Genomic DNA, 12,573 nt, shown 5'->3' with positions numbered 1-12,573 from the left:
CGTGAGGTCTGTGCGGTCGGACGGCGCACAGACCTCACGCGTTGCGCGGTTCGGGGTGGGGGGCCGGCTCAGGTCGCCCCGGTCGGGTGGCGGTCGGTACGGTCCGAGCGATGAACGACGAGCCGGTTCTCCTGATCGACGACCCCGCCGAACACGTCCGGCGACTCACCCTCAACCGACCGGACAAGCGCAACGCGCTCTCCCATGGACTGCGCTCCGCGTTGTTCGACGAGTTGCGCCGAGCCGACCGCGATCGTGACGTGCGCGTCGTCGTGATCCGCGGTGCCGGCCCTTGCTTCTCGGCGGGCTACGACCTGGCGCAGGACCCGGGCGAACGTCCACCGTGGACGATCAGTTCAGCGGACGGCGGCTGGGCCCGCCACGTCCTGCAGGGCTGGTTCGAGATGATGGACCTCAGTATTCCGATCATCGCGCAGGTCCACGGCTACTGCCTGGCGGGCGGTACCGAGCTGGCGACCGCATGCGACCTCGTGTACGTCGCCGAGGACGCTCAGATCGGATATCCGCCTGTGCGCTCGATGAGCAGCCCCGACATGGGCTGGCACGTCTGGCTGATGGGAATGCGACGCGCGATGGAGGCGATGCTGACCGGCGACTCGATGTCGGGGACCGAGGCGGTCGAGGCCGGGTTCGCAAATCGGTCGTTCGCGGGCGACGACCTCGACTCCGAGGTGCTCGCCGTCGCCCAGCGGGTGGCCAAGGTGCCCGCCGATCTCCAGGCTCTCAACAAGCGTGTCGTGCACCGGGCGATGGAAGCGATGGGGATGCGCAACGGCATGCGCGCCACCGCCGACATCAATGCGATCGGCTTCCATCAGCCGAGTTCGATCGAATACCACCAGCGATTCGCGGAGGGCGTCACCACGGCGCTATCCAGCCGCGACGAGACGTTCGGCGACTACCGCACCGCTGAGTCCGACGACACGTCGAGTTGAGCGGGTCAGGGCCGCCCGCCGCTCACGCGGAGAGTGCCCGGCCCCAGGTCAGAACGTGAAGTCCGTGACGAGGAACGAGTCCTTCTCGTTGATCTCGACGTCGAACGTCGCGGTACCGAGACCTTCGACCTCGGCTGTGCAGTTGTAGGTCGTTCCGACGTTGGTGTTCTCGGGTTCGACACACTCAGCGTCGGACACCTCGCCACCCACAGCGTTCGAGACCTGCGAGTCGTCGTTGAGGAAGTCTTCGGTCTGATCCTTGTAGCTGCTTGTGCCGGTGCAACCGACGGCGACCAGAGCGAGCAATGGCGTTGCGAGGAGAAGGCGGCGCATGGGTGCCGAGACTAGCGGCTCTGTCGTCGTCGGGATCGGACTTTGGGACCTGTTCGAGGGCCGCCGTGGATCCGGTCGTACATCACGGCCAGCAACGCGACCCACACGAACGCGAATCCGATCACCCGGATCGCGGGCATCGCCTCGTCGTACAGCAGCCATCCGAGACCGAAGTTGATCACGGGCACGATCAGATTCAGTGGACCGAGCAGCGTGAACGGGATCGACTGTGCGGCCGAGGCGAACAGCATCAATGGAATCGCGGTGACGGCACCGGTTCCGAGCACGAACGCCCAGTCGCGGAGGTCGGCGGTCGAGGCGACGCTGGTGTCGCTCCCGCTCACGACGAGGAGGAACACGATCGACGGCAGGAGGAGCACGAACGTCTCGCCGGCGAGACTGTCAATCGCATCGAGCCCGATCCGGCGCTTCGAGAGCCCGTACAGGCTCCACGTGGTCGCGAGCAGAAGTGCGATCCAGGGTGGAGCGCCGTTGGCGATCGTGAGGATCACCACGGCGATGGCGGCGAGGCCGAAGGCGACGCGCTGCGCCACCGTCGGTTGCTCGCGCAGTACGAAGACACCGATCGCCATCGTGGCGAGCGGGGCGATGAAGTAGCCGAGCGCCGTTTCGATCACGCGGTCGTTGACCACCGCCCAGACGTAGCTCCCCCAGTTGCCCGTCAGCAGCGCGGCAGCGATCATCAGTCGGACCAACGTCCGGCGATCCGAGAACGCCGCCCGCAACCGGGGCCACGATCCGCGGATCGTCACGATCACGGCCATCAGGATCCCGGCGCAGAGCATCCGCCACGCGATCAACTCGAGGGCATCGAACCCGCTGAGCTGCTTCCAGTAGATGGTGAGCAGTCCCCAGATCGTGTAGGCGGCGATGCCGCGGCGAACCCCGCGGCTCACGGCCAGCTGTGCATCGGCATCGGCCGAGTCCGTCGGGGGAGCGGCCGTGACGTTCGCCGGCGCGTGGGCAGACACGGGCTCGGCGGGATCGACACTCACGGGCGGGAACCCTATGCCCGCGGTCCCGATGGAGGTACGTTCGGTTTCATGGACGTTCGAGTCTCCGCCGACCCGGCCGGCGATGCGGCGCGGTACATCGTCGACCGCCTCGGTCGCGCGATCGACGAGTCCGGTTCGGCATCGCTCGCGGTGAGTGGTGGGAGCACGGCCCCGGCGCTGTTCGCCGCGATGCGCGACGCAGCATCCGCGACGGGTGGTCACGATCCGATCGAGTGGGACCGGATCGGGGTCTGGCAGGTCGACGAACGCATCGCGCCCGACGGTGACGCCGATCGCAACGCCGGCCAGCTGAGCGAACTGTCGGGTGTCGTCCACCCGATGCCGGTGAACCGCCTCGCCGGCGCTGATGCTGACGCCGGTGCTGTCGCCGGTGCCGAGGACGTGGCGGCGGTGGCCGAGTACGCAGCCGTACTGCCGGCTCGATTCGACGTCGTGCATCTCGGACTCGGCGACGACGGGCACACGGCGTCGTGGGCGCCGAGTCCGCATCCCGATGTCGGACGCACCCTCACGACGACCGACGCCGTGTTCACGATCTCGGCGTTCAACGGCCGACGGCGAATGACGTTGGGCGTCGACGTGGTCAACGCGGCCGGGGTGCGGGTCGTACTGGTGATCGGTGCGAACAAGGCCGACGCGGTCGGTCGCTGGATCGACGGACACGAACAGCATCGCGACCGCTGGATCGATGAGACGTTGCCCGTGGCTGCGCTCGAACCAGTCGACACGATCGTGTTCCTCGACCACGCGGCAGCGGGCGCTCTCCGTTCGGCCGACGCGAGCGAAGCAAGGACCTGACTCGCCGGAACCTGACCTGTCGAAACGCGTCTCGCCGAGATGGGTACGGTCGCGGGTGATGAACTCGCTCAGTCTCGACTCGTTGTCCGAACTCGACCGGCCCGCCCCGCTCGGGGAGCTGTTCGCAGCAGATCCGTCCCGCGCCGAGCGCTACGTCGTCCAGGCGGGAGACCTGCGCATCGATTGGTCGAAGGCGGCTGTCGACGACACGATCCTGGCCTCGTTGCTCGGAATCGCAGAATCGTCGGGTGTCGTGCAGCGACGCGACGCGATGTTCGCGGGCGAGCACATCAACGTCACGGAGGATCGTGCGGTCGGCCACGTCGCGCTGCGACAGCCGCGGGGTGCCACGTTCACGATCGATGGCCACGATGTGGTGCCCGAGGTCCACGAGGTGCTCGACTCGATGGCGGCGTTCGCCGATCGGGTGCGATCCGAAGGACGGATCGCACACGTGGTCAACATCGGGATCGGTGGCTCCGACCTCGGCCCGGCGATGGCCGACAGGGCGCTGCGCGCGTTTCGCCACGAGGACATCCGTTGCTCGTTCGTCTCCAACGTCGACGGGGCGGACATCGCGTCGGTCCTCGCCGGGTCCGATCCGGCGTCGACGTTGTTCGTCGTCGCGTCGAAGACGTTCGGCACGATCGAGACGCTCACGAACGCGCGCACGGCGCGGACGTGGCTGGTCGAAGCGTTGGGGGAGTCGGCCGTCGTCGATCATTTCGTCGCGGTGTCGACCAACGCCGAGCGGGTGTCCGAGTTCGGGATCGACACGGCGAACATGTTCGGGTTCTGGGACTGGGTCGGTGGTCGATACTCGGTCGACTCCGCCATCGGGTTGTCGTTGATGATCTCGATCGGACCCGACGCGTTCGGTGAGTTCCTCGCCGGATTTCACCTGATCGACGAGCACTTCCGGACCGCGCCGCTCCACGAGAACGCGCCGGTGATCATGGCGTTGATCGGCGTCTGGTACGCCAACGGACTCGGCTACGACACGAAGGCGGTGCTTCCGTACGCACACGATCTGTCGCGGTTCCCGGCGTATCTGCAACAGCTCGACATGGAATCGAACGGCAAGTCGGTCGATCTGGCAGGCAACCGCGTCCAGCACGACACCGGGCCGATCGTCTGGGGCGAGCCGGGGACCAACGGCCAGCACGCGTTCTACCAGTTGATCCATCAGGGCACCCGGATCATCCCGTGCGACTTCATCGGCTTCGCGCACGGGAACCACCCGCGCCAGGAACACCAGGATCTGCTGATGGCGAACCTGTTCGCCCAATCCGAGGCCCTGGCATTCGGGCGTGCGAACGATGCCGAACCCCATCGGAACTTCGAGGGCGATCGCCCGAACACCGTGATCCTCGCCGAGCGGCTCACTCCGTCGGTCCTCGGTCAGCTGATCGCCCTGTACGAACACATCGTCCACGTGCAGGGAACGATCTGGGGGATCAACAGCTACGACCAGTGGGGCGTCGAACTCGGCAAGGAACTGGCGAATCAGATCACGCCCGAGCTGACCGGAGAGCCGACGCCCGATCGCCACGACAGCGCGACGAATGCGCTGATCGACTGGTACCGCCGTCACCGAGCGTGATGGCGTCGGGCTCGCCCGCCTCGTCGCGCGGGTTTGGGTCGCGGTCACGGTCGGGTGCAGGATGACGCGATGAGCACCGAGGATGGGGGAGTGGTCGGGTTCGACGTCGAGATCGTCGAGTCGTGGATCGCGGCGGAGACGCGCGTCGAGCCACCGTGCCGATGGCGCCGACTGGAGGGCGGACACTCCAACCTGACGTATGAGCTGACCGATGCGGCCGGCGAGCAGTATGTGATCCGGCGGCCGCCACAGGGCAAGCTGTTGCCGAAGGCACACGACATGCTCCGCGAGTACCGGATCATCGCCGCGCTGCATCCCGTGGGTGTGCCGGTGGCCGAGCCGATCGGATTCTGCGATGACCGCGACGTGTGCGAGCGCCACTTCTACGTGATGGGCAAGGTCGGCGGCGAGGCGCTGTACACCGCCGAACAGACAGCTCCCCGGCTCACGCCGACCGCCCGGGCCGGGGTCGGCGAGTCGTTCATGTCCGTCCTCGCTCATCTGCACTCGATCGATCCGTCCGAGGTGGGACTCGATGATCTCGGCCGGCACGACGGGTACATCGCCCGACAGTTGCGGACGTGGTACGGGTCCTGGACCGCCTCGGCGGAAGCCGCCGAGTACGACGACGCCCGAGTCCACGATCTGTACGAGCGGTTGGTGGCCGAGATCCCGGAGCAGGGTCCTGCTCGCGTGGTGCACGGCGACTACGGGGTCCACAACGTGATGGTCGACGAATCGGGTGTGGTCGTCGCCGTCCTCGACTGGGAGATCGGCACGCTCGGCGACCCGCTCGCCGACTTCGCCTACGCGCTCAACGCGTGGGCCGAGCCGAGCGACGGACCGACTGCGGCTGCCACCGCCCCGACCGCACTGCCCGGCTTCTCTTCGCGCGAGGACCTGATCGGGTACTACGCGGACCGCACCGGAGCCGATCTCTCGAATCTCGGGTACTACCGCGCGTTCAACTCGTTCAAGACGGCGTGCATCGTCCACGGCGTCTACGCCCGCTACAAGCTCGGGATGAAGTCGACCGATGGCATCGACATGCCCGGTCTGTTCGACCGCATCCTCACGACCATCGACCTCGCCGGCCAACACCTCGACGGGTGAGATGTGAGACGAGGGGGTCGCCCCGACTCTCACCGCAACGAGGCCGGGCCAACTTCCGGTGAGATGTGAGACGCACGGGTCGCCCCGACTCTCACCGGAAGGGGTCGCCGGGTTCGGCATGGTGCCGGTGTGTCTGCGAGGCTGATGTCATGTCTGACTACAGCAACATCTACATTGACGGCGCCTGGGTGCCGTCCGACGGCGAAGGAACGATCGAGGTCATCAACGCCGGGACCGAACAGGTCATGGGCTCGATTCCCGAGGGCACCGCGAGCGACGTCGACAAGGCCGTCGCCGCAGCCAAGGCGGCGTTCGGGAGCTGGTCCGTCACACCGGTGGAGGAGCGCCAGAAGTACCTGGTGCGTCTGAACGAGGCGCTGCAGGCTCGATCGGCCGACATCGCGTCGACGATCGCCGGTGAGGTCGGGATGCCGATCACCTGGTCGACGATGATCCAGGCCGGCCTGCCCGCGGGCAACATGCAGACCTTCGCCACGCTGCTCGACACGTTCGAGTTCGAGGAGGAGATCGGCAACAGCCTCGTCGTGAAGGAGCCCGTCGGTGTCGTCGGGGCGATCACCCCGTGGAACTACCCGCTGCACCAGATCATCTGCAAGGTCGGTGGCGCACTCGCCGCCGGGTGCACGATCGTGCTCAAGCCGTCCGAGGTCGCTCCGCTCAACGCGTTCATCCTCGCCGAGATCATGCACGACGTGGGCCTTCCCGCCGGCGTGTTCAACCTCGTCACCGGCACCGGACCGGTCGTGGGCGAAGCAATCGCCGCTCACCCCGACGTCGACATGGTGAGCTTCACCGGCTCGACCAACGCCGGCAAGCGCGTTGCCGAGGTTGCGTCGCAGACCGTCAAGCGGGTCGCTCTCGAGCTCGGGGGCAAGTCGGCGAACATCGTCCTCGACGACGCCGACTTCGAGACCGTCATCCCGAAGGGCCTGTTCGCCTGCTACCTGAACTCCGGCCAGACGTGCACCGCCCACACCCGCATGCTCGTGCCGAACAGCCGCTACGACGAGGCCGTCGGGATCGCCGCAGCGGCCGCCGAGCAGACCCAGGTCGGCTCGCCGACCGAGGAGGGGATGCACCTCGGACCGCTGATCAGCCAGGCCCAGTGGGACCGCGTGCAGGGCTACATCCAGAAGGGCATCGACGAAGGCGCCTCGGTTGCGGCCGGCGGACTCGGCAAGCCGGAGGGCCACGAGACCGGCTACTTCGTGAAGCCCACGGTGCTCGCCAACGTCACCAACGACATGACGGTTGCCCAGGAGGAGATCTTCGGTCCGGTGCTGTCGATCATCGGTTACGACGATGATGACGATGCCGTGCGGATCGCCAACGACAGCCTGTACGGCCTGTCGGGCGGCGTGTGGTCGGGTGACAAGGATCGTGCGATCGCCGTCGCCCGGCGGATGCGCACAGGTGCGGTCGACGTGAACGGTGGCGGATTCAACATCGCCGCACCGTTCGGTGGGTACAAGCAGTCCGGCTACGGCCGCGAGAATGGCGTGTACGGCATCGAGGAGTTCCTCGAGACCAAGTCCCTCCAGCTCTGAGCCCCCGGCGTTACGTAACGGGTCAGACCCGTTGCGTAACGCCGGGTCAGATCGCGGTGACCGCGGGGACGCCGGGGTCGACCCGGAACGTGTTCCACGTCGTCACGAGTGATTCGGGGTTCGAGACGTCGGTCACCTGGCGGTATTCGGCGGTCCACGAGTCGGGCGTGACGGTGTGGCGCGTGTAGCCACGCTCGAGCAGGTTCGCGTCGACGACCGACGGGATCGTGAGGAACGCGTCGGTCAGCGTCGGATCGACGTTGGGTGGCGACGAGATCGCCGTGTTCACGAACTCGATCCCGACCGGTGCGCCGATCGGGCCGAGCTGGCCGACCATCGCCAGGTGGATGTCACCGGTCATGGTCACGAGGTTCGGCGGGGGGTCGGCCAGGAGCCGCTCCCGAGCAGGGTGATAGCCGTCCCACTGGTCGTAGCCGAGGATCGCGCCCGTCGCGAGGCGCGTGTCGCAGAGCACGGTCTGGTTCGCGAGACAGTTCCAGACGGTCGACGAGGTTCGGAACCGCTCGGCGACCCAGGCTTCCTGGTCGGTGCCGAGCATCGTGCGTTGTGGATCGTCCCACCCGGCCGCCGGAGGTCCCGGGTCGAGGACCGCCCGGCTGACCGGCGCGCTGCGGAACTGGCGGCCGTCGAGCGCCGAGATGCGGACCAGGTCGCCGACGTCGATCCCGCGGCTGATCACGTACGGCTCGTCGATGCTCGTGCGCGCCGACGGAGGGCCCAGACGGGTCGGGGTGTTCTCCCACCAGGCCTGATAGGCCTGTGCTCGCCGTTCGGCGAACACCGCGGGATCCTCGCCCTCGTTCTGGGAGACACGACCCGCATAGTCGTTCTCGACCTCGTGGTCGTCCCAGATCGCGAGCCAGGGTGCGGCGGCCCGACTCGCCTGGAGTTGGGGGTCGCCGAGGTACGTGGCGTAGCGCGCCCGATAGGCGGCGAGGTCGGCCGGCACCCCACCTTCGTGGCCGCGCACCCTGCGGGGGTTGTCGGGAGCGATGAGGTCGCTCTCGTAGATGAAGTCGCCCAGCCACACGACGAGGTCGGGTTGCCAGGCGGCGATGTCGCGGTGAGCTGCGTAGTGGCCGGTCTGGTAGTTCTGGCAGCTGCACGCAGCGATTCGGAACTCGCTCGCGAACGGATCGATCGGAGCGGTTCGCCCGGTGGGGGAATTGAAGCCGCCGACCGCGAATGCGAACGAGCCCGGCTCACGCGTCGATGCCACGACGTGGAGCGAGTAGCCGACATCGGCGTTGGTCACCGCCGTCCCGCCGACCTCGACGCCGCTGTCGCCGATGAAGCGCCAGTCGACCGGGATGTCGCCGTCCGGCAGGTCGAGCTCGGCCACCGTGTCGCTCAGCCGGGTCCACAAGACGACCGATGCGTCGTCGGGGTCGCCCGAGGCGACGCCGAACACGAACGGATCGGTGCCCAACATCAGCGACTCGGCGGTCGTGACCGGTGCCTCGGTCGTCTCGGTCTGGCCCGGATCGGTTTCGTCGACGACCGGGATCGTGGTCCTCTGCGGAGCGTCGACGGTCGACGGCTTCGACGGGGAAGTGCCTGCGATCTCTGATCCGCTTCCCGACGGTGAGGATGCCTCGCGTCCGCTGCTCGAACAGGCGCCGACCGTGAATGTCGCGGACATGGCGAGGAACCGTCGTCGCGAGATGCCCACGTCTCGAGTGTCACATACTTCGTTCGCTGTCGGCGGCGGGGGGTACGTTCCGTGCATGACCACGGACACCACTTCCGCCCCCATCGAACGCGTCGGAGTTGTCGGGTGCGGGCAGATGGGCGCCGGGATCGCCGAGGTGTGCGCCCGTGCCGGGATGCACGTGATGATCCAGGAGATCGACGCTGCCTCCGCCGAGCGCGGCCGGTCCCGTCTGCTCGGCTCGTTCGACAAGGCCGTCGCGCGGGACAAGATGACCGAGCAGCAGCGCGACGAGACCGTCGCCCGTCTCGATTTCACCACCGATCTCGGCGACATGGCCGACCGTCAGCTCGTGATCGAGGCCGTGATCGAGGAGGAGACGCTCAAGAGCGAGGTCTTCCGCACGCTCGACCGCGTCGTCGAATCCCCGGACGCGATCCTGGCGAGCAACACGAGCTCGATTCCGATCATGAAGCTCGGAGTCGCCACGCAGCGACCGGAGAACGTGGTCGGGATCCACTTCTTCAACCCGGTTCCCGTGCTGAAGCTGGTCGAGCTGGTGACCAGCCTGATGACCTCGGACGAGACGGTCGCTCGCGCCGAGTCGTTCGCCGAGAATGCGCTGACGAAGATCGTGATCCGCAGTCAGGACCGCGCCGGTTTCGTCGTGAACGCACTCCTGATCCCGTACATCCTCTCCGCCATTCGGATGATGGAGTCCGGGTTCGCCACCGCCGAGGACATCGACCACGGGATGGTCGAAGGCTGCAACCATCCGATGGGGCCGCTCGCGCTCGCAGACCTGATCGGACTCGACACGACCCAGGCGGTCGCCGAGTCGATGTACTCCGAGTTCAAGGAGCCGCTGTACGCGTCCCCGGCGATGCTCTCCCGGATGGTCGAGGCCGGACTGCTGGGTCGTAAGACCGGGCGCGGCTTCTACGATTACTCGGCCCGATGACAAGGAACGGAACCACGATGACGATCTCGGTGATGACGATGACAGGGAGCAACCCACATGGCCGGTGAACGCATTCTGGTCGCGAAGGTCGGCCTCGACGGCCACGATCGCGGCGTGAAGGTCGTCGCGCGGATCCTGCGCGATGCAGGTTTCGAAGTGATCTACACCGGGCTGTTCCAGACACCGGACACCGTCGCGGCAGCGGCCGTCGACGAGGACGTCGACGCGATCGGTCTGTCGATGCTGTCGGGCGCCCACATGACCCTGGCGCCGCTGGTCGTCGAGAAGGTCCGCGAGCGCGGCGTGGACATCCCCGTCATCGTCGGTGGGATCGTGCCCGACGTCGATGTCGAGCCACTGATGGCGCTGGGAGTCGCGAAGATCCTGACACCCGGCGCGACCGCCGATCAGGTCGCCGATGCCGTCCGCGAGGCCATCGCCGAGAGCTGACCGACGATGGGCGTTCGGCCGCCCGGCCGGAGGGCCGAACCGGTGGGTCAGTCCGGCGGGGCGGCGTGTGCGCGGAGGTCGGCGAGGTCGACGTATTCGAGGGTCGACATGTGTGTCGACTCGAGCACCACGTCACACGCCTGACCCGCTTCGAATGCTTCTTTCCACCGGTCGGCGCACACGCACCACTGGTCTCCCGGCTTCAGCCCGGCGAACCCGTACTCGGGCATCGGGGTCGACAGATCGTTCCCGTGTGCCTTCGAGAACTCGAGGAACTCGTCGGTGATCCGTCCGCAGACGGTGTGCATGCCGGGGTCGTCGCCACGGTTCTCGCAACAGCCGTTGCGATGGAACCCGGTGACCGGATCGGTGGAGCAGGGCTGGAGGTCGCCGCCGAGAACGTTGAGCTGCCCCATCTGTCCAGTGTGCGGTATTCGGGGACCGTTGGCAACGCGGCGGTGACGCCGACGTTGTGACCCATCGGGCGGCGGGATCTCGGTTGATCGGTAGCGTGCTCGTCGAGATGAGTTCAGGACCCCGCTTCCGATTCGCCCCGTCGCCCACCGGCTCGTTCCACGTGGGCGGGGCCAGGACCGCGCTCCACAACTGGGCGCTCGCGCGCCGCCTCGGCGGAACGTTCGTGCTCCGGATCGAGGACACCGACGAGGCGCGCAACCGCCCCGAGTGGACGGAGGGGATCATCGACGCGCTCGCGTGGATCGGGATCTCGGCCGACGATCCTCACTTCGAGGGCCCGCACTTCCAGAGCGGTCATGCGGATGCTCACGTGGCCGCCGCCCAGCGGTTGCACGAATCAGGTGCTGCCTACTACTGCGACCTGACCGGGCAGCAGGTGCAGGACCGGGCGAAGGAACTCGGGATCACCGGATACGACGGCTACTCGCGAGACCGTGGACTCGAAGCGGGCCCGGGGCGGGTGTTGCGATTCCGGGTTCCCGAGGGCCATACCGTCGTGCGTGACGCGGTGCGCGGCGACGTCGACTTCGACAACTCGACGATCGAGGACTTCGTGCTGCTGCGCGGCAACGGGACCCCGATGTTTCTCCTCGCGAATGTGGTCGACGACATCGAGATGCAGATCTCCGACGTCGTGCGTGCCGAGGAGCACCTTCCGAACACGCCGAAGCAGCAGATGCTGTGGGAGGCGCTGGGGCACGACGCACCGCGCTGGGCCCACGTTCCGGTGCTTGTCAACGAGCAGCGCAAGAAGCTGTCGAAGCGGCGCGACAAGGTGGCCCTCGAGTCGTATCGGGACGAGGGCATCCTGGCCGACGCGATGGTCAACTACCTGATGACGCTCGGCTGGACGCCGCCACGGTCCGAAGAGCTCGGCAGCGAAATCTTCACGTGGAGCGAGCTGGAAGACGAGTTCCGGCTCGAGGACGTCACGTTGTCGCCGGCGTTCTTCGACGTCAAGAAGCTCGTCGCCTTCAACAAGCAGTACATCAAGAACATGCCGATCGCAGCGTTCCTCGACGCCGTCGATTCCGAACTCCCGGACGGGTGGGACCGCGCCCGATTCGCGGCGATCGCTCCGCACATCGTCGAACGGCTCGAACGGTTGGGGGATGCGCCGGGAGTGGTCGACTTCCTGTTCCTTCCCGACGGTACCGACCCCGAGATCGACGCTGCGTCCTGGGACAAGGCGACGAAGCCGGAATGGTCCGCCGCATTGCTGTCCGACGTCATCGAGGCGTACGGGTCGTTGGACACCGACAGCTGGTCGACCGACGTGTTGAAGACGACGATGGAAGACCTGATGGGCCGGTACGAGATCAAGCTCGGCAAGGCGCAGGCGTTGCCGCGGGTCGCCGTCACCGGTCGATCGGTCGGCCCACCGTTGTTCGAGGCCCTCGAGGTGCTGGGCCAGGCCGAGACCGTGCGCCGACTCCAGGTGGCCGCGACGATTCTGCGGTCCGACGCCGCGACAGACTGAGACCATGTCGGGGACCGGTCGACCGGAGTTCGAGTCGGCGGGGCCGGTCGAGGGTGAGTCGGGGGCGGCACTCGCGCCCGGAGACACCACGCCGGTGGCGCCGCAGCGACCGATCATCGCGACGT

Annotated in this window: 12 protein-coding genes; 8 read left to right on the top strand and 4 right to left on the bottom strand. The window is 67.3% G+C overall.

The window, feature by feature from the left end; genetic code table 11:
* Positions 1 to 110 precede the first annotated feature (110 nt).
* The gene (locus WBV89_RS04940; RefSeq protein ID WP_423980226.1) at positions 111 to 956 is read left to right on the top strand and encodes an enoyl-CoA hydratase-related protein; all 846 of its coding nucleotides are present in this window, start codon (positions 111 to 113) and stop codon (positions 954 to 956) included.
* Between the two features lie 48 nt (positions 957 to 1,004).
* Here WBV89_RS04940 and WBV89_RS04935 read toward each other — a convergent pair whose 3' ends face one another.
* Positions 1,005 to 1,289, bottom strand: a complete 285-nt coding sequence (locus WBV89_RS04935) for a hypothetical protein (RefSeq protein WP_423980225.1) — start codon at positions 1,287 to 1,289, stop codon at positions 1,005 to 1,007.
* 11 nt (positions 1,290 to 1,300) lie between these two features.
* Positions 1,301 to 2,305 (bottom strand): EamA family transporter RarD, encoded by a 1,005-nt coding sequence (gene rarD, locus WBV89_RS04930; protein WP_423980224.1) that lies wholly within the window; start codon positions 2,303 to 2,305, stop codon positions 1,301 to 1,303.
* 48 nt (positions 2,306 to 2,353) lie between these two features.
* On the opposite strand from rarD, the gene WBV89_RS04925 reads away from it, so the two are divergent.
* From WBV89_RS04925 to WBV89_RS04910, 4 genes are all read left to right on the top strand, one after another.
* Complete coding sequence (locus tag WBV89_RS04925; protein ID WP_423980223.1) at positions 2,354 to 3,124, top strand: 6-phosphogluconolactonase; 771 nt, start codon at positions 2,354 to 2,356, stop codon at positions 3,122 to 3,124.
* A gap of 58 nt (positions 3,125 to 3,182) precedes the next feature.
* Positions 3,183 to 4,727 carry a glucose-6-phosphate isomerase gene (gene pgi, locus WBV89_RS04920; RefSeq protein ID WP_423980222.1) on the top strand — a complete coding sequence of 515 codons (1,545 nt, stop codon included), beginning with the start codon at positions 3,183 to 3,185 and terminating at the stop codon, positions 4,725 to 4,727.
* A gap of 69 nt (positions 4,728 to 4,796) precedes the next feature.
* Positions 4,797 to 5,840: a phosphotransferase family protein gene (locus WBV89_RS04915; RefSeq protein ID WP_423980221.1), complete on the top strand. Its 1,044-nt coding sequence runs from the start codon at positions 4,797 to 4,799 to the stop codon at positions 5,838 to 5,840.
* 149 nt (positions 5,841 to 5,989) lie between these two features.
* On the top strand, positions 5,990 to 7,408 hold the full coding sequence (locus tag WBV89_RS04910; RefSeq protein WP_423980220.1) for an aldehyde dehydrogenase family protein: 1,419 nt from the start codon (positions 5,990 to 5,992) through the stop codon (positions 7,406 to 7,408).
* 46 nt (positions 7,409 to 7,454) lie between these two features.
* Here WBV89_RS04910 and WBV89_RS04905 read toward each other — a convergent pair whose 3' ends face one another.
* Positions 7,455 to 9,071 carry an alkaline phosphatase D family protein gene (locus tag WBV89_RS04905; RefSeq protein ID WP_423980219.1) on the bottom strand — a complete coding sequence of 539 codons (1,617 nt, stop codon included), beginning with the start codon at positions 9,069 to 9,071 and terminating at the stop codon, positions 7,455 to 7,457.
* Between the two features lie 85 nt (positions 9,072 to 9,156).
* Between WBV89_RS04905 and WBV89_RS04900 the strand changes: the two genes are divergently transcribed.
* Positions 9,157 to 10,041 carry a 3-hydroxybutyryl-CoA dehydrogenase gene (locus WBV89_RS04900; RefSeq protein WP_423980218.1) on the top strand — a complete coding sequence of 295 codons (885 nt, stop codon included), beginning with the start codon at positions 9,157 to 9,159 and terminating at the stop codon, positions 10,039 to 10,041.
* 57 nt (positions 10,042 to 10,098) lie between these two features.
* On the top strand, positions 10,099 to 10,491 hold the full coding sequence (locus WBV89_RS04895) for a cobalamin B12-binding domain-containing protein (RefSeq protein ID WP_423980217.1): 393 nt from the start codon (positions 10,099 to 10,101) through the stop codon (positions 10,489 to 10,491).
* A gap of 47 nt (positions 10,492 to 10,538) precedes the next feature.
* On the opposite strand, the gene WBV89_RS04890 is transcribed toward WBV89_RS04895, so the two are convergent.
* Entirely contained in the window at positions 10,539 to 10,907 is a 369-nt protein-coding gene (locus WBV89_RS04890; protein WP_423980216.1) for a DUF2237 family protein, read from the bottom strand.
* A gap of 107 nt (positions 10,908 to 11,014) precedes the next feature.
* Here WBV89_RS04890 and gltX point away from each other — a divergent pair, with 107 nt between their 5' ends.
* On the top strand, positions 11,015 to 12,448 hold the full coding sequence (gene gltX, locus WBV89_RS04885) for a glutamate--tRNA ligase (protein ID WP_423980215.1): 1,434 nt from the start codon (positions 11,015 to 11,017) through the stop codon (positions 12,446 to 12,448).
* Positions 12,449 to 12,573 lie beyond the last annotated feature (125 nt).

The sequence above is a fragment of the Ilumatobacter sp. genome, assembly GCF_049588435.1.
Taxonomy (GTDB): domain Bacteria; phylum Actinomycetota; class Acidimicrobiia; order Acidimicrobiales; family Ilumatobacteraceae; genus Ilumatobacter_A.
This window is presented reverse-complemented; position numbering and strand designations above follow the sequence as displayed.

What these genes read in the sequence shown, in the direction of transcription:
- WBV89_RS04940 (WP_423980226.1), top strand. Translation starts at nt 111, where the DNA reads ATGAACGACGAGCCGGTTCTCCTGATCGACGACCCCGCCGAACACGTC.
- WBV89_RS04935 (WP_423980225.1), bottom strand. Translation starts at nt 1,289, where the DNA reads ATGCGCCGCCTTCTCCTCGCAACGCCATTGCTCGCTCTGGTCGCCGTC.
- WBV89_RS04925 (WP_423980223.1), top strand. Translation starts at nt 2,354, where the DNA reads ATGGACGTTCGAGTCTCCGCCGACCCGGCCGGCGATGCGGCGCGGTAC.
- pgi (WP_423980222.1), top strand. Translation starts at nt 3,183, where the DNA reads ATGAACTCGCTCAGTCTCGACTCGTTGTCCGAACTCGACCGGCCCGCC.
- WBV89_RS04915 (WP_423980221.1), top strand. Translation starts at nt 4,797, where the DNA reads ATGAGCACCGAGGATGGGGGAGTGGTCGGGTTCGACGTCGAGATCGTC.
- WBV89_RS04910 (WP_423980220.1), top strand. Translation starts at nt 5,990, where the DNA reads ATGTCTGACTACAGCAACATCTACATTGACGGCGCCTGGGTGCCGTCC.
- WBV89_RS04905 (WP_423980219.1), bottom strand. Translation starts at nt 9,071, where the DNA reads ATGTCCGCGACATTCACGGTCGGCGCCTGTTCGAGCAGCGGACGCGAG.
- WBV89_RS04900 (WP_423980218.1), top strand. Translation starts at nt 9,157, where the DNA reads ATGACCACGGACACCACTTCCGCCCCCATCGAACGCGTCGGAGTTGTC.
- WBV89_RS04895 (WP_423980217.1), top strand. Translation starts at nt 10,099, where the DNA reads ATGGCCGGTGAACGCATTCTGGTCGCGAAGGTCGGCCTCGACGGCCAC.
- WBV89_RS04890 (WP_423980216.1), bottom strand. Translation starts at nt 10,907, where the DNA reads ATGGGGCAGCTCAACGTTCTCGGCGGCGACCTCCAGCCCTGCTCCACC.
- gltX (WP_423980215.1), top strand. Translation starts at nt 11,015, where the DNA reads ATGAGTTCAGGACCCCGCTTCCGATTCGCCCCGTCGCCCACCGGCTCG.